This window comes from Methanofollis tationis, from assembly GCF_013377755.1.
Classification (GTDB): Archaea; Halobacteriota; Methanomicrobia; order Methanomicrobiales; family Methanofollaceae; genus Methanofollis; species Methanofollis tationis.
On the sequence record NZ_JABXWR010000001.1, the window covers coordinates 1,105,763 to 1,120,451 of the forward strand.

Consider the following 14,689-nt stretch of genomic DNA (forward strand, 5'->3'; position numbering starts at 1 on the left):
AGATATACGCACACCCATAAGGGCGTTCTGGCGGCAGGACCCGCCCTGAAAAAAGAGAGTTATTTTTTCTGGAACTGCGGCATCAGCGCCCGGATCTCGGCGCCGACCTCCTCGATCTCGTGCTCCTCGTCGGCGCGGGTGAGGGCGGTGAAGACCGGGCGGCGGGTCATGTTCTCGAGGATCCACTCCTTTGCGAACCGGCCGTCCTGGATCTCCTCCAGGATCTCCTGCATCGCCGCATATGACTCGGGGCCGATCACCCGCGGGCCGCGGGTGAGGTCGCCGTACTGCGCGGTGTTCGAGATCGAGTCGCGCATCTTCGTAAACCCGCCCTCGTAGATGAGGTCGACGATCAGCTTCAGCTCGTGCAGCACTTCGAGGTAGGCCATCTCGGGCGCGTAGCCGTTTGCGACCAGGGTCTCGAACCCGGCCCTGACCAGCGCCGTGCACCCGCCACAGAGCACCGCCTGCTCGCCGAAGAGATCGGTCTCGGTCTCCTCCTTAAACGAGGTCTCGAAGACCGCCGCCCTCGTCGCCCCGATGCCCTTCGCATAGGCGAGGGCGACCGCCTTTGCCTGACCGCTCGCGTCCTGCTCGATGGCGATGAGCGCCGGGACGCCCTTGCCCTCCTCGTACATCCTCCTCACCATGTGGCCCGGCCCCTTCGGGGCGACCATCACGACGTTCACGTCAGGCGGCGGCACAATCTGGCCGTAGTGGATGTTGAATCCGTGCGAGAACATCAGGGTCTTTCCTGCGGAGAGCCCCTGCCTGATGGACGCCTGATAGATAGCGGCCTGGTCCTCGTCTGGAAGAAGGACCTGAATGATGTCCGCCATCTTGGCGGCATCGGCCACCTGGTAGACTTCAAACCCGTCCTTTATCGCGGCCTCCCAGCTCCTGCCGGGCCTGACCCCGATGATCACGTCGAGGCCGGAGTCCTTGAGGTTCAGGGCCTGACCCCGTCCCTGCGACCCGTAGCCGACGACCGCGATCTTCTTTCCAGCCAGCACGCTCATATCCGCGTCGGCATCAAAGTATTTCTCGACCATACTGTACCACCATATGGTGAGAACGAAGTTCATAAATAATTATAGGGGGTACCTAAAAAGCACTATAATTTCGGCGCCCCTGAATGTCCCGGTCTACGCCGCGATTTCGTGCAATTATCTCCAGTAATTCGAGGTTTACAAGAATGGAACTTCCAGATGTTCAGTCGACCATCCCTGATGTTCGCATCAACCTGACAAGGGTCGGCGTTAAAAACGTGAAGAAGCTTGTAGAAGTCAGCCGTCCAGGAAAGCGCCCGGTTATCTTCATCTCCAATTTTGACGTCTACGTCGATCTGCCGGGGAGCCTGAAGGGTGCCAATCTTTCACGGAACTTCGAGGTGATCGACGAGGTGCTGCAGGAGGCGATCAACGGTCAGGTCACCGAGATCGAGGAACTCTGCAGCGTCGTTGCACGCAAACTCCTCGACCACCACGAGTACGCCGACCGGACCGAGGTCCAGATGCGCAGCGAGTTCATGGTCCGTCGGGACACCCCGGTCTCCAGGACGAAGTGCCACGAGGTGGTGAAGGTCCATGCCCGCGCCATCGCCATGAGGACCGGGCACCAGCCGATCATCAGGAAGAGCATCGGCGCCGAGGTCACCGGCATGACCGCCTGCCCCTGCGCCCAGGACATCGTCAAGGACCACGCCGTCCGCGTGATGGAAAACCTCGGGATCGAGGCGGAGAAGATCACGGCGTTCTTCGAGGAGGTGCCGATGGCCACCCACAACCAGCGCGGCCGCGGCTTCCTCTGCATCGAGACCGACGACGACCAGCACGTCTCGTTAGAGGCGATCATCGACGTCCTGAAGAACTCGATGAGCGCCCAGATCTACGAACTCTTAAAGCGCGGCGACGAGAACTATGTCGTGATGCAGGCCCACCGCAACCCCCGTTTCGTCGAGGACTGCGTGCGCGAGATGGCCCGGAGGGTCGTCGGCGAGTTCGGGTCCCTCCCTGGCGACTCCCTGGTCCTGATCCGCCAGACCAACGAGGAGAGCATCCACCAGCACGACGCCTATGCCGAGCGCAAGGCGACGCTGGCCGAACTGATCGCCGAGTTAAACGGCGATTAACGCCCCTCCCCTTCTTTTTTCCCGTCCGTGACAACGTCACGGGCGACGCCGACGATCGCCGGCCCTTTTCCATCCCAGTCAGGCACCGGTATCAGCCAGGTGTCGAGAGCGATCTCCCGCCCGAACGAGGCGAGCCTGATCTCCTGCCTGACCGGCCTCCCTTCTGCAAACACCTGCTCTCTCTGTTCGCCGGAAAGGGCACCCGCAAGGATCGCCTCGACCGGCACGCCCCGCAGGGCCTCGCCCGGCGTCCTCACCGCCCTGACCTCGCCGCTGGCGCCGGCCACAAAGATGCAGTCGGCGATCACCTCCAGCATCAGCCAGAGGGTGTTCCTGCTCTTCTCCAGCGCTTCCTGCGCCCGGATATGCCCGCCGATCTCTTCCCTGAGCGAGGTGTTCGCAAAAAGCAGGTCGGCAGTCTGGCGCCGCACCGTCGCCTCGAGGTTCTGCTGCGCCGCTTTCAGCTCCTCTTCCATCTGCTTGCGGGCCGAAATATCGTTGCCGACGCAGGTGACGCCGACGATCTCGCCGCCATCCCCGTATATCGCGCGGTTCGTCCACGAGATCCAGACCGGCGTTCCGTCCCGGGTGACGTTCTCGTTCTCGACGTTCCCGAATCGATCCGGCCTTGCACAGAGAGCGGCGATCATGAACCTGAGGTCCCGACCGGCAGAATCCGTCTCCGGGACGATCAGGCCGAGAACGCTCTTTCCAAGCACCTCGTCCCGCGTGTAGCCGAAAAAAGCCTCTGCAAACCGGTTGAAAAAGGTGATCCGCCCTTCGGTGTCGAGGGTGAGGATCACCGAGTTGGCGTTCTCGACGAGGTCCCGGTACTTCGCCTCGCTCTGTTTGAGCGCTTCCTCCGCACTGACCATGCGGGTGACATCCCGGATCGACTCTATCGCACCGACCCGGTTTCCGTCCTCGTCGAAGAGCGCCGTCGCCTTGCCCCAGAGATATGCCCCTTTTCCCCCGGCGATGGAGGGGCAGTACGCGCCCCCGATGACGGCGTGCCGGGTGCGGTCGATGCTGAGGTACGGGGGAAGGTCGTCGCCCTCTCTGTCGATGAGATCGATGAGGATCTCCCGCTCTACGCCGTAGAAGGGAACGGCGTACTGGTAGTCCCCTCTCCCGATCATCTCCTCCTTCGAGACGCCGGTGAGGTCTTCCATCGCCCGGTTCCAGGCGGTCACCCTCCCGTCCGCGTCGATGGTGAAGGTGGCGTCGGGGAGGAACTCGATGATCTCGGCAAGATGCCGGTTCATCCGCCTGAGCCGGCCCTCTGCCTCACGTTCTGCCGTGATATCCCTGAGAAAGACCGCCGATCTCGGAGAAGGGGATCGCTCGTCCATCACCGCCGCAACAGATACGTCAAAGACCCGCCCTGCTATCGAGACCTCGAAGCGCGCATGCGCCTCCCCCTCCGGTGCATCCACCCCGGGCAGGACCTCCCCGAGCGAGCACCCGATCAGGTCTTCTTCAGACCGCCCGAGAAACCGGGCGGCTTCCTCGTTGAGGTCGAGCACCCGGCCGCCGGCATCGGTGAGGATCGCAAGGTCGTGGGTGGCGTTGAGCAGTTCTTTTGCCTGTTTCTCGCCCCTCTTGAGGCTCAGGAGGGCATTCCGGCGCTGGATTGCGACCGCCGCCCCGTCGATGAACGTCTCGATCAGGGTAGGGTCCTCGACCACGGTCCCCTTCTTCAGGATGATGAGCACGCTGCCCAGGTACCGGCCATTCGAGATGATTGGGGCATAGAAGCTCCCGTTGAGGCCAAGGTCCTCCTCGATTTGCCTGCAGGTCTCTTCAGGCACGGCGTGCATCAGGATGGTGTAGAGCGGCGGGCCCGGCGCAAGACCGGGTTCCTTAAAATTGTCCCGGTACTCGTCGAGGAACGGGACGGTGATCCCGACCGGCGAGGTGCAGAGATACCCGGCCATCACCTCGAGGTCGTGCGGCGAAGCGGCCACCTCCTCTGCGGTCAGGGTATTGTTCACCGGGTCGTACGAGGCGATCGCAACGAGGGCGCCGGGCACGAGTTCCCTGGTCTTCTCCGCGATATAACGGTAGAGATCGTCGTCGTCCGTCCTGACAAAGGCCGTCGCCGTCCCGGAGAGAAACGCCATGTTTTTGAGGTGCCGCTCTTTCTCCGCCTCCACCCTCTTCAGGGCGCTGATGTCCCGGGCGATCGTCGAGGCGCCGATCACCGCCCCGTCCTCGCCGCGGATCGGGGAGACGGTCAGGGCGACCGTGACCTCGCTCCCGTCCCTGCGGACCCTGGTCGTCTCGATATGCCTGACCGGGAGGCCCTGCCTGACCTCCTCCACGATCGCCGCCACCTCTGCGCCCAGGTCCGGCGGGACGATGCGGTCTAAGGTCTGCCCGATCATCTCCTCTGCCGTATAGCCGTAGAGGGCCTCTGCCGCCGGATTCCAGGAGATGACGATTCCGTCAAGGTCTTTTCCGATGATGGCGTCGTCGGTGGACTCGACGATCGAGGCGAGGATGGTGCAGGTCTCCCACGCCCTCTTCTCCCCGGTGATCTCCTCCAGGATCACCGTCGTCCCGTGCCCCCCGTGCTCAAAACGGGTCGGAAGAATTTTCGCCCGGAAGACCGCCCCGTTCTCCCATGCGATCTCGGGGATCACGATCTCTTCGGCCGGGGGATCGGCCAGGACCGACCTGAGCGCCGGGGCCGAGAGGAGCGGGAGATCAGGGGGGCCGGCGCCCGGGATCTCTTCCCTGGACAGTCCGGAGAACGCAAGAAACGGGGTGTTGACCTGGATCACCGCCCCGTCCCGGTCGAGGACGGCGATCAGGTCGTTCGAGGACTCCAGCAGGGCGGAGACCGGGAGGCGGTGAGATGGCGTATACACTCTGGCGGCGCCGATGGTCCTGAGCTCGGCCTCGCCCGAGGCCAGGAGGACCTGGAGGTATTTTGCGACAGAGTTCCGGTTCAGGTGCGCTTTTCGCGCGATTTCAGAGATGCTCAATCCTTTCGGGTTGTGCCTGATGATCGCCCTGATCTTCGCGATATGGTCTGCCTCGCCCCCGCACATACAGGATGAAAGTATAATAATAAACCGATAAAAGTATCCCCTTCACGGAGATGCTAAGGCGCCTGATAAGACCACCCAGAAGAGGGGGAAGATCCCCCTCAGTTCAGGGCCGCGACCTCGTCCGCCCACGCCTCGATGGTGGCGAGAACGGCTTCATCCTCGTACGAGGTGATCCGCACGCTCTCGCGCCCGAAGGTGACGTAGTAGGTCTCCCCGCTCGCGTCGTGGCACTTCAGCTGGCAGCTGAAGGCGTCGGCGTCCGGGTTGCGCACCGCGTCGCCCCCGAGAGCGGTCTCGAGGGCCGCATCGTTCAGGACGGCGGTCGCCGCGGCGTTGAAGGCCGCCATGTCCGGCGCCTTCACGGTGACGGTCCCGACGACGTTGCCCTCGAGGTCCTCGTAGTTCACCCGGAGGGTGTAGGACTCGCGGTTGCGCTCGACGCCCTGATGGGTCGAACCGCCCTGCACGTACTCCACGCACCCGAAGGGGTTGTCGGCGATCACGCCGGCGACGATCGCCTCGAAGGTCGCAATGTCTGCGATCGGGGCCGGGATCTGCCGCACAGCGGTCCTGGTGTTGCTGGTCTCGACAAAGTCTACCATTTCTTGTTTCTCCTGCCCGCATGCTCCCGGGCACATGAACAGGCACAGGATACTATTACCTGGAGGGATATCTGCCTGCCTTAACATCTGACGGCCGAACGGGCGGGGCGTATGGCAGGGTTAAGAAACGCTCATCTCCCTTCCCGCCGATCTCCGGGGCAGGTATGAACGAGAAGAGCACCCGCGAGCTGGTCGCCGAGACGGCCCGGGACGTGAAGTGGATCTGCAGGACGCTGCAGCGGATGGAGGAGGAGGACGCCTGCCGTGAGGGGCGGCTCCGCTCCCTGGAGGGGTGGCGGAGCGAGACGGTGGGGGAGGCCAGACGGGACCGGCAGATCGCCGCCGGGGCCGGCGGGGTCGTGGGCGGGGCGGTGGCGATCGTGCTGCAGATGCTCGGGTGGGGGTGACGGGTCACTCCCCTTCATCCCGGATCATACCCTCGACGGCCTCGTCAAGGGGATCGAGTTTGGTCTGGATGATATCCCAGAGAATCGTCGGTTTCACCGAGTAATACGAATGGACACTGATGTCCCGGAGCCCGGCAATCTTTCGCCACTCGATCTCGGGATGGCTGGCGGTGAGGTCGGCCGGGAGATGTTTCACCGCTTCCCCGATGGTGATGAACCGCAGCACGACGGCGTCGAGGCACATCGGATCGTCCACAACCTCCTCAAACGACCGTTCCCCCACAGAGGGCGTCCCTGATGTCCTCCAGATAGAGCAGGAGGTCCCCAGGCATAGACCACCTCCCCCAGGACGGTGCTCCTGATCCCGGGCTTTAACGTATCGGCAATGACGAGATCGGCCGGCCGGCCCAGGAGGTCTTCGAGGTAGAACTTGAGGTCCATGAAATGGTCGAAGGTCTCCTCCCCCTCCCTGAACTCCACCAGAATGTCGATGTCGCTTTCCGGGGTGGCCTCGCCCCGCACGACCGACCCGAAGACGCCGATGCGTGCCACACCGTAGCGTTCCCGGATGGTGCGGAGGTTCTGGCGGACCAGGGCGAGAGGGTGCATATCTGGTTTCGGGTGGCGCGTGCGTTCATTTATAGTGTTCGGATGGGCTGTGCCGCATGATGGGGCCGGGCAGGAGGTGGCGATCGTGCTGCAGATGTTCGGGGGGGGTGAGGGGTTACCCGTGCCGGAAAGAGCCTTTGGGATCTCTCGGGAGATCATCACACCACATCACTCCTTATCACACCACATCACGGTGACCCCCTCGTCTCCCTGAACAGGACATAGTGCATGTCCCGCCGAGATTCGCCCCGCCGTTCAAGAACATGCTTTGCGACCATGTCGTGCAGGTCTCTCAGTGCGGTGCTGGCACCGACGGCGTTGAGTTCCTGGTACTGACCATTGGTGATGGTGCCGTGCTCCTTGAGGTAGGAGACGGCTGCGATCTGTCGCTCGTTCAGACCGATCTCCTGCAGATACTCATCGGTGAAGGAACTCATACGCATGGTGAGCGTGAAGCCGAGGGGCGTGCTGACGATCTCTGGCGCCGGCAGGTTTTCCTCCTTCAGTGCCCGGAGGATCCGCTCGATCCCTGACCCGTAACGCTCCACCAGGCCGGCACGGTAGAAGACATCGGCGATACGGGGGTTGCGGAGGTAGGAGTAGTGCTCCCTGAGGATCATCTCGATGGTGACACCCTCGGGGAGGCGGCCCGGGTTGTGGAAGCGGATGTGGTCATCGAAGATCCTGACCTGGGTCTGGACGGTGTTGTTGAAGTAGTCCCGGTGGATGAGGGCATTGAGCAGGGCCTCCCGGATCGCCGGGAGGGGATAGTCCCAGACCTCCTTTCGCTGGAAAGACTCCTGCATCGCCTCCCCGGAGATGTCGTAGCGGACGCCGATGTAATTCTTGATGGTCCGCTCGGCTTCCTCGAACTGGGCGAAGAGGTTGCCCCTGATCTCGTGGTCGCCGATGATGATGTCGGCCCGCCTGAACCTGCCGATCCGCAGGATCGTGTTCGGGAAGTGGCGCTGCGGGTCGGTGCCGAAGAGGACGACGGCGCCGTTGGTGATGCGGCCGTCCCTGATGAGGCCGAGACGGCGGAGGACGGCCTCGACCGGTTCGTCAGGGTCGATGGCCGTGAGGCGGCCGGCTTTCCGGGCGAGGGCGAGGAACCGCCGGACACTCGCCGCGTCGATCTCGTCGGGGTCGAACGTCCCGGTGACGCTTTCCCACTCGATGCTCTCCTGGAAATAGCCCCGCAGTTCGTCCGGGAGCATCTCGCGGGTGGTGTCGCCGACGCGGGTGTAGTAGCGGCCTTCATAGGCGACCAGCGTGCGGCTCTGCTCGACGGTGACGATGAGGATATTTTTGCCGTCGATCTCGTGGGTCTCGATGACCGGGTGGAGGCCGAGCCTGCTTGTGATGCTGTCTGCGAGTTTTTTCTGGGCGTTGTTGCGCAGGTCGATGCCGGTGACGGCGTGGTCGCGGTCCCTGACGCCGAGGACGGCCGTGCCGCCGGCGGTGTTGGCGAAGGCGGAGAGGAGTTTGTAGAAGGTGCTGCTCACCTCTTCCTTGAAGTCGATCTGCCGCCCGTCCGGGAGCGATACCCCGCCGGTCCCTGCGTCAGCACATGGTGTGTCTTCTTCTTTGAGGGTTTTGGGATCCTCCCGGTCGCCCGGGTAGCGACAGGTGAGGGCGTCGCGGAAGGAGGCGACGACCCGCTCCTGCGTGAGACGCTCACAACGTGTCTCTTCCGGGGCCTTTCGCGAGCGCAGCCCGGCCCTGACCGGTGAGGCGGTACTTCTGGTGCCGGCTGCCCGGTTTTTCAGGGATGGTGTAATCGATCATCTCCTCGGCCAGGAGCTGGCGGACGACCTTGTTGAGCTGACCCGAGATCTCTTTCTGCCCGAGCCCCCGCGAGAGTTCCCCTTTGGACTTCGGGCCGCTCTCCAGGAGCAGGAGGACTCTCGTCTCCAGTGACTCTGGCCGTGACTCTGGCCGTGACTCTGGCCGTGACTCTGGCTGCGGCGCCCGACCGGGGGCCGGAGCCCGGCGGATGAACGTCTAGAACCCGTCGCTGACGGCGAACTCCGGTTCCGGCATACCTGCCTCGGTGCAGCGCCGGATCATGTCCCGCGTTCCCGTGCCCATCCGCTCGATGTAGCCGGCGAGATACATCGGCTCGGCGAGAAGCGGGTTGCCCGGCACCGAGCCATGGGCCTCCCGGAGTTTCTCGAGGGTCAGGGACGGCGGGAGGGTGCCCGGGTTCCAGACTTCCAGGCGGTCGGCAAAGAGCATCACCTGCACGCTGCTGGTGCTGGTGTAGTCGCGGTGGGCGACGGCGTTCCCATGCGGTGCCGGACGATTACGTATAAATTCCAGGAACTGACAGGTAGGAGTATGAAACTGCGGGTTGTGCTTGAACCCTCTGAAGAAGGCGGGTATACCGTCTATGTTCCAGGCCTTCCCGGCTGCATCAGCGAGGGGGAGACGAAGGAAGAGGCCCTGAACAATATCAGGGAGGCGATCGCGTTGTATCTCGAAACGGTTGAGGACGATTATATCTCTACCGAAACCTCCGAAGAGGTCGAGATCGCGGTATGAACCGGGTGCCGGCCCTGAACTACGACAGGATCGTCACGGCTCTCCAGAGGGATGGATGGGTCGTGGTCCGCCAGCGGGGCAGCCATATCCGCCTGCACAAGCGCCTGCCCGATACGACCCTGAAACTGACCGTGCCCATGCATACGCCGGTCAAGCGTTCGACCCTCTCGCACATTTTAAAGCAGGCCCACATCACGGTCGAAGAGTTGAACGATCTTCTCTAGGCCCATCGTGCCCCCGCACCGTGCGAACCGGGTGGGGTCCTCCTCCGTGCAACAGTGTGAATAGGGAGTCCTGAGAGAAAAGGCGCCGCGGGCGTTCAACGCCGGGGCGTTCTGGGGGGTATCACCCGCCCGCGTTCACTTCCGCCCCGCACACGCCTCGCCCATTTATATTTCAGGAGAGATGGACTCCCCATGACCCAACCCCCCCTCATGGCCGACCAGACGCTCTTCCGCGACCACAGCGTCTTCGACATCACCTACCTCCCCGAGACCTTCAACTACCGCGACACCCAGCTCACCGACCTTGCCTTCGCCCTGCGGCCGACGCTCCAGGGCGCCCGCCCCATAAACACGGTGCTCCGCGGGCCGCCCGGCACCGGGAAGACCACCGCCGTGCGCCGGATCTTCGCCGAGGTCGAGGAAGCGACCCGCGTGGCGGTGCCGGTGCTCGTCTCCTGCCAGGTCCACCGCACGCCCTATGCGGTCTTCGGCCAGGTTTATCTCGCCCTCTTCGGCCAGGCGCCCCCGGCGTCCGGCATCCCGCTCAGGCGGCTCATGGGCCGGATCGCCCGGGAGTTGACCCGCCGGGGTGCGGTGCTCGTCGTCTGCCTGGACGATGCCGGCTACCTCCTCCCGGACAACGTGTTAAACGACCTGCTCGCCGGGATCCTCAGGATGCCGGAGGGCTATCCCGGGACGCGGACCGGGGTGGTGCTGGTCGTCTCCGGGGTGGACGTCGACCTCGTCCGCTGCCTGGACCCGGCGACGCGCTCGGTGCTCCAGGCCTCCGAGGTCTATTTCCCCCTGTATACGCCGGGGGAGATCCGGGCGATCCTCTCTGACCGCATCCGGGCCGGGCTGTACCCCGGCGTTGTGCCGCCGGCGGCGCTCGACCTCATGGTGGAGCGGACGCACGCCTGCGGGGACCTCCGGGTGGGGCTGGAGATGGTCCGGCTGGCGGCGGTTGCGGCCGAAAAGGAAGCCCGGCGGGGGGTGACGACGGCGGACGTGCTCGCCGCGTATGCGGCCTCCCGGGACCTGCGGGCGGCACAGGCGGTCGCCTCCCTGGACGCCGGGGAGCGGGCGGTGCTGGAGGCGATCGTGGCGGCGGGCCTGGAGGACGAGGAGGAGCCGGTGATCTCCGGGCAGGTGTACGGGCTGGTCGGGGGCCGGATGCGGATGAGTTATACGGCGTTTCACGAGCGGCTGCGGAGGCTGGAACTCCTCAGGCTGGTGGACCTGGCCGTGACGAGGAGGCGGGGGCTGACGCGGGTGATCCTGGTGCGGGAGGGGGTGGAGGAGGTGCTCCAGGTTCCGGCAGGTTCATCGGGGGTGCCGGTGAACGGTCCTGCAGGAGTGTGCGACGATGAAAAATGTTGATATGAAGGTAGAGGGGGACAGGCTGGTGATCACGGTCGATCTCTCGCAGGAGTTCGGGGCGTCGAAGTCAGGGAAGTCGATCACGATCGCCTCGACCGATGGGAATGTGTCGGTGCCGGGGCATGAGGAGATTAAGATCGGGGTGAATGTGTACCGGAAGAAGTGAGGGGGCCAATTTTACGGGGCGGGGGAGCCCTCACTCGATCACCTCCGGGCGGCCGCCCCTGGGGGGACCGGTGCGCCTGATTCTGCCTTTTCCCGCATTTTGGCGATCGGCGAAATACTAATTTTAAGAGAATTTCGAACAACCCCACCTCACCCAAAGTACTTTATAGTCCCGGATCGACCTTTTTCCCATGAGCACGTTTACCAATTTCGCGATCCACCACGAATATGCCAGCCTTGCAGCTCTGGGTGATCGGCTGGGTGAGGTCAGCGGTCTGATCGACTGGGATGCCTTCCGCCCTCTCCTTGCTGACCTCTACACCAACGCCGAGGGGCGAGGCGGCCGTCCGAACTATGACGTCGTTCTGATGATCCGGCTGCTGGTGCTTCAGCAGTGGTATGGCCTGTCTGACCCCGAACTGGAGCGTCAGGCGACCGACCGGATCTCGTTCCGTCACTTCCTGGGATATCCGGAAACCATTCCGGATCGGTCGACGGTCTGGCTGTTCCGGGAACGCTTGGCGCAAACCGGGAAGGATACCGCGATCTGGGATGAGTTCCAGCGGCAACTCGAAGTACAAGGGCTCGCCATCAAACGCGGTGTCATGCAGGACGCGACGTTCATCACCGCCGATCCCGGGCATGCTCCTGCCGGCACGCCCCGGGGAGATCAGGCAGAGACGCGGCGCAGCCGCGACGGCACCTGGGCCAAGAAGGGCTCGAAGTCACAGTTCGGGTACAAACTTCACATCCTGCTCGACAAGGACAGTCAGCTGATCCGCCGGATTGAGACCACCACGGCGTCACTCCATGACAGCAGGATCGATCTCTCCCGGGAAGGTGAGACGGTCTATCGCGATAAAGGCTATTTTGGGGTGAAACCGCAGGCATCTATGGACAAGACCATGCACCGGGCCGTTCGCAACCATCCCCTCTCCATCAAGGAGAACCGGCGGAACAAGGCCATCAGCAGAACACGATCGCTGGTGGAACGACCGTTTGCCGTGATCAAGCGGGTGTTCCATGCAGGCCACCTCATGGTCACGACGGTTGCCAGAGTGCACGTCAAGAACATCTTCTCCTGCATGAATTTCAACTTCAGGCAACTTCTTACCCTCAAAGCGCAAGCTGCCGAGCGATAGCTCTCGAGAAAATCCAAAAAACCCTCTAAATGCAGGGGTTCAGGAAGGAAACGGCTGAACAGCGAGGGGAAGAGGGCAGTCGGGAGCGAGTATCTGATGGCAGGGAGGAGTTAATCGCAATTCTCTTAGATATGACAATTTTTAAATCACTCATAAGACATCCCTCGTGTGAATTGCAAGGTAATAGTACTGTTTTCTCCCGTACTCGATCCCCTGTAAATATCGATCAGATGTGAGTTCTATCGACACTCTATCGAGCATCTGAGAGAAAACAAGAGATTTTATCTTAGTGCTGGATTTTTTTGCGTGTGTAGTGATCGGAGCGCCGGCCAGTTCCCATCTTCCAATATTGTTCCCGTAGAGATCGACAAATGTTGTATCGAACCTCTTTCTTGAAATTTTCAATTGCTCACAGACATATTCCCGGATCTTTGGAATCTCGACATATCGTTGTTTGAGGTTCCCGCTCCCGGAGAGGTTCAAGTCATCGTATGCGTTCAATAAGACCTTTGTAAAGGATTCACCGGTGCCATCAACGTCATAATAATGGTTGTTGAAGACGTTCCGTTGAAGCGATCCGATCCTCAAGGTCCAGTCTGAGATAACGGAGAGAGCTGTTTCGTTGAAGTTGAACTCTTCATCAGAGATGAGGTCCTGGAGATCATGTAACTCGATAGGTCCGGAATTCTTCACCCCACGATAGAACGCAGCATAATACGGATATCCCATCATGAGATCATGGACAGATCGCCAGTCGTCATCTCTGACGGCCTGTACGAACTGTCCTGTCGTCTCTGTTCTGACGTAATGACCGTCTTCCTGCGATATCAGACCCATTCGTGCCATTTCACGGAGAATTTCTTTAGATCTGTTTGCTGAAAGGGCGAAAATATCCTGAAATTGTTGGTATGATAGCTCGTGTTCGTCTTCTACGCAGAACGCCGCTTCGACGACTCTCCGAAATGTTATTGGACGCAGGCTTTTTCTCATACCAGACCTCTTTTCTTTGCTTTTGCGTAGCGGAAGGCGTCGTAAACCGCTGGATTGTGCCTCAATCGTTTCTCAAGGTAGCGCTCAACCTCGTTCTCTTCAAGGGCGACTTTCAGTTTCCGTAGTTCGTGCGTTATCATCCAGAGATTGTGCATTGCAATGAGTTTTCGCTCTGAGCGCACCTCGTTGTAGGTATGCTTGCTGCAGATCGGACATACACAGGGCAGATATAGTGTTTCAGGAATATCGGAAAATTCTATTGTCCCTTTTTCTGGCATGAAATAGAGGCGTTTTGATCCGGCTGTGATAAATGCCGATGAATCAAAGGTGTCTGCCCCCATATACACCATGAGAGGGATCATGGCTGGCCCTCCCAGGCCAAAAACATGAAGAGGCCGATCGCCGATTCGTCGCCGTACGGCATGGATGATATCTATGATCTCGTGATATCTGGAGCGTTTGGGGACACAGCCACCGATCGCAAAACCGTCAAAATTACCCTTTTTCATCAGGTAATCGATGGTGTTCACCATCATTGTGGGATCGTTCCCCTGGAGTGATGCATAGATGAGCATATCTTCACGCTCTCGGTTCTCAAGGGCAATGAGTGCATTTTTAACGGACTTCTTGACGAAATCTGCATGATTCTGGTTGTAGATGCAATCCTCCGTGAACGTTGGCAAATCCAGTGTCGCAGCAATATCGGCGCCGACCATCTCCTGAACCCGAAGTATTTTAATGGGGTCGAGAGTGATGTTGCGGCTCTTCTGCTGGAAACCTCCACTATCGACAAAGAAAACCCCATTTTCTGAAAATTTTTTATGAAGCCCACCATTTCGCATTTTTTCATACAACGGACTGGAAAGAATGGAATACGCATTGATCATCATCGTATTCATTTCGGGAATGTTTTCCCAGTATCGGGGTGTATTCCCCTCAGCACTTTTTCCTCCGTTATGTACAGGAAAGAAGGCCGGTGTTTCAAGTTCTCGTGTGGCTGTTTGAATAATTTTGAGTTGCGTCATGTCATTCAATAATTAGTCTACCAAATAGGTAGACTACTCATATGTATAAGTAATTTTTCCTCGATATTGAACATAGGAATGGCCCAATCAATCCCCAAACACCTCCTTGAGAAATTTTCCCTGCTCTATTTCGTAAAAAAAGGTGGAAGCTTCACGCATAAAGATGCTCAAACGATACTGAGAATATCAAAGTCTTATGCTGGTCAGGTGCTTCCGATTCTTGTAAAGTCCGGGTGGATCATTTCTCATCGATTAGGTGATGACCGCCGTAAGAAGGTGTATGAGTTCAAAAATCCACATATAATCATTGAGGAGATCGGTCAGGAATTGAATCTGAAAGCTACCTTTGAAAAACATAATAAAAAGAATTTTGGGCCTTAATTTTGCAGACTGATCTGAATATACTGATTTAAA

General features: G+C 60.4%; 18 protein-coding genes. 8 read left to right on the forward strand and 10 right to left on the reverse strand.

Annotated elements, in window-relative coordinates; genetic code table 11:
- Positions 1-59 precede the first annotated feature (59 nt).
- Positions 60-1,052, reverse strand: coding sequence for a ketol-acid reductoisomerase (gene ilvC / locus HWN36_RS05725; RefSeq protein ID WP_176788478.1), 993 nt, complete (start codon positions 1,050-1,052; stop codon positions 60-62).
- Between the two features lie 143 nt (positions 1,053-1,195).
- On the opposite strand from ilvC, the gene mptA reads away from it, so the two are divergent.
- Positions 1,196-2,131, forward strand: coding sequence for a GTP cyclohydrolase MptA (mptA, locus tag HWN36_RS05730; RefSeq protein ID WP_176788479.1), 936 nt, complete (start codon positions 1,196-1,198; stop codon positions 2,129-2,131).
- On the opposite strand, the gene HWN36_RS05735 is transcribed toward mptA, so the two are convergent.
- Together HWN36_RS05735 and HWN36_RS05740 are read right to left on the reverse strand one after the other, a co-directional pair.
- Positions 2,128-5,187, reverse strand: coding sequence for a PAS domain S-box protein (locus tag HWN36_RS05735; RefSeq protein ID WP_176788480.1), 3,060 nt, complete (start codon positions 5,185-5,187; stop codon positions 2,128-2,130). The two genes, mptA and HWN36_RS05735, sit on opposite strands and share 4 nt — an antisense overlap.
- 98 nt (positions 5,188-5,285) lie before the next feature.
- The gene (locus HWN36_RS05740) at positions 5,286-5,789 is read right to left on the reverse strand and encodes a hypothetical protein (RefSeq protein ID WP_176788481.1); all 504 of its coding nucleotides are present in this window, start codon (positions 5,787-5,789) and stop codon (positions 5,286-5,288) included.
- Positions 5,790-5,953: 164 nt separating this feature from the next.
- On the opposite strand from HWN36_RS05740, the gene HWN36_RS05745 reads away from it, so the two are divergent.
- A complete protein-coding gene (locus tag HWN36_RS05745; RefSeq protein ID WP_176788482.1) occupies positions 5,954-6,196 on the forward strand; it encodes a hypothetical protein in 243 nt (80 codons plus the stop codon).
- Between the two features lie 4 nt (positions 6,197-6,200).
- On the opposite strand, the gene HWN36_RS05750 is transcribed toward HWN36_RS05745, so the two are convergent.
- From HWN36_RS05750 to HWN36_RS11995, 5 genes are all read right to left on the reverse strand, one after another.
- On the reverse strand, positions 6,201-6,452 hold the full coding sequence (locus HWN36_RS05750; RefSeq protein WP_218133196.1) for a HepT-like ribonuclease domain-containing protein: 252 nt from the start codon (positions 6,450-6,452) through the stop codon (positions 6,201-6,203).
- Complete coding sequence (locus HWN36_RS05755; RefSeq protein ID WP_343044933.1) at positions 6,389-6,805, reverse strand: nucleotidyltransferase family protein; 417 nt, start codon at positions 6,803-6,805, stop codon at positions 6,389-6,391. Before HWN36_RS05755 ends, HWN36_RS05750 begins: the two co-directional genes overlap by 64 nt.
- Before the next feature lie 188 nt (positions 6,806-6,993).
- Positions 6,994-8,328 carry an ATP-binding protein gene (locus HWN36_RS05760; RefSeq protein ID WP_394354417.1) on the reverse strand — a complete coding sequence of 445 codons (1,335 nt, stop codon included), beginning with the start codon at positions 8,326-8,328 and terminating at the stop codon, positions 6,994-6,996.
- 154 nt (positions 8,329-8,482) lie between these two features.
- Positions 8,483-8,803 carry a Fic family protein gene (locus tag HWN36_RS12300; protein ID WP_369334315.1) on the reverse strand — a complete coding sequence of 107 codons (321 nt, stop codon included), beginning with the start codon at positions 8,801-8,803 and terminating at the stop codon, positions 8,483-8,485.
- Positions 8,804-8,809: 6 nt separating this feature from the next.
- On the reverse strand, positions 8,810-9,052 hold the full coding sequence (locus HWN36_RS11995) for an ATP-binding protein (protein ID WP_343044934.1): 243 nt from the start codon (positions 9,050-9,052) through the stop codon (positions 8,810-8,812).
- 93 nt (positions 9,053-9,145) lie between these two features.
- Between HWN36_RS11995 and HWN36_RS05770 the strand changes: the two genes are divergently transcribed.
- The 5 genes from HWN36_RS05770 (at position 9,146) to HWN36_RS05790 (ending at position 12,260) form a co-directional block, all read left to right on the forward strand.
- Positions 9,146-9,349 carry a type II toxin-antitoxin system HicB family antitoxin gene (locus tag HWN36_RS05770; RefSeq protein ID WP_176788484.1) on the forward strand — a complete coding sequence of 68 codons (204 nt, stop codon included), beginning with the start codon at positions 9,146-9,148 and terminating at the stop codon, positions 9,347-9,349.
- Positions 9,346-9,573: a type II toxin-antitoxin system HicA family toxin gene (locus HWN36_RS05775; RefSeq protein WP_176788485.1), complete on the forward strand. Its 228-nt coding sequence runs from the start codon at positions 9,346-9,348 to the stop codon at positions 9,571-9,573. Before HWN36_RS05770 ends, HWN36_RS05775 begins: the two co-directional genes overlap by 4 nt.
- A 192-nt stretch (positions 9,574-9,765) precedes the next feature.
- Positions 9,766-10,953 (forward strand): ORC1-type DNA replication protein, encoded by a 1,188-nt coding sequence (locus tag HWN36_RS05780; protein ID WP_176788486.1) that lies wholly within the window; start codon positions 9,766-9,768, stop codon positions 10,951-10,953.
- Positions 10,940-11,119: a hypothetical protein gene (locus HWN36_RS05785; protein WP_176788487.1), complete on the forward strand. Its 180-nt coding sequence runs from the start codon at positions 10,940-10,942 to the stop codon at positions 11,117-11,119. The genes HWN36_RS05780 and HWN36_RS05785 overlap by 14 nt, the downstream gene beginning before the upstream one ends.
- Before the next feature lie 190 nt (positions 11,120-11,309).
- On the forward strand, positions 11,310-12,260 hold the full coding sequence (locus HWN36_RS05790) for an IS5 family transposase (protein WP_176787388.1): 951 nt from the start codon (positions 11,310-11,312) through the stop codon (positions 12,258-12,260).
- A 150-nt stretch (positions 12,261-12,410) separates the two neighbouring features.
- Here the strand turns inward: HWN36_RS05790 and HWN36_RS05795 are convergent, their stop codons facing one another.
- Positions 12,411-13,250, reverse strand: coding sequence for a hypothetical protein (locus HWN36_RS05795; protein ID WP_176788488.1), 840 nt, complete (start codon positions 13,248-13,250; stop codon positions 12,411-12,413).
- Positions 13,247-14,275 (reverse strand): tRNA-guanine transglycosylase, encoded by a 1,029-nt coding sequence (locus HWN36_RS05800; protein WP_176788489.1) that lies wholly within the window; start codon positions 14,273-14,275, stop codon positions 13,247-13,249. Before HWN36_RS05800 ends, HWN36_RS05795 begins: the two co-directional genes overlap by 4 nt.
- Positions 14,276-14,353: 78 nt before the next feature.
- Between HWN36_RS05800 and HWN36_RS05805 the strand changes: the two genes are divergently transcribed.
- A complete protein-coding gene (locus HWN36_RS05805; protein WP_176788490.1) occupies positions 14,354-14,656 on the forward strand; it encodes a MarR family transcriptional regulator in 303 nt (100 codons plus the stop codon).
- Positions 14,657-14,689: the final 33 nt, after the last annotated feature.

Excerpts from the sequence above, each read along its gene's own strand:
- HWN36_RS05785 (WP_176788487.1), top strand. The coding sequence starts at position 10,940 with ATGAAAAATGTTGATATGAAGGTAGAGGGGGACAGGCTGGTGATCACG.
- HWN36_RS05795 (WP_176788488.1), bottom strand. The coding sequence starts at position 13,250 with ATGAGAAAAAGCCTGCGTCCAATAACATTTCGGAGAGTCGTCGAAGCG.
- HWN36_RS05740 (WP_176788481.1), bottom strand. The coding sequence starts at position 5,789 with ATGGTAGACTTTGTCGAGACCAGCAACACCAGGACCGCTGTGCGGCAG.
- HWN36_RS05780 (WP_176788486.1), top strand. The coding sequence starts at position 9,766 with ATGACCCAACCCCCCCTCATGGCCGACCAGACGCTCTTCCGCGACCAC.
- HWN36_RS05770 (WP_176788484.1), top strand. The coding sequence starts at position 9,146 with ATGAAACTGCGGGTTGTGCTTGAACCCTCTGAAGAAGGCGGGTATACC.
- HWN36_RS05800 (WP_176788489.1), bottom strand. The coding sequence starts at position 14,275 with ATGACGCAACTCAAAATTATTCAAACAGCCACACGAGAACTTGAAACA.
- ilvC (WP_176788478.1), bottom strand. The coding sequence starts at position 1,052 with ATGGTCGAGAAATACTTTGATGCCGACGCGGATATGAGCGTGCTGGCT.
- HWN36_RS05805 (WP_176788490.1), top strand. The coding sequence starts at position 14,354 with ATGGCCCAATCAATCCCCAAACACCTCCTTGAGAAATTTTCCCTGCTC.
- mptA (WP_176788479.1), top strand. The coding sequence starts at position 1,196 with ATGGAACTTCCAGATGTTCAGTCGACCATCCCTGATGTTCGCATCAAC.
- HWN36_RS05755 (WP_343044933.1), bottom strand. The coding sequence starts at position 6,805 with ATGCACCCTCTCGCCCTGGTCCGCCAGAACCTCCGCACCATCCGGGAA.
- HWN36_RS05790 (WP_176787388.1), top strand. The coding sequence starts at position 11,310 with ATGAGCACGTTTACCAATTTCGCGATCCACCACGAATATGCCAGCCTT.
- HWN36_RS05735 (WP_176788480.1), bottom strand. The coding sequence starts at position 5,187 with ATGTGCGGGGGCGAGGCAGACCATATCGCGAAGATCAGGGCGATCATC.
- HWN36_RS05775 (WP_176788485.1), top strand. The coding sequence starts at position 9,346 with ATGAACCGGGTGCCGGCCCTGAACTACGACAGGATCGTCACGGCTCTC.
- HWN36_RS05745 (WP_176788482.1), top strand. The coding sequence starts at position 5,954 with ATGAACGAGAAGAGCACCCGCGAGCTGGTCGCCGAGACGGCCCGGGAC.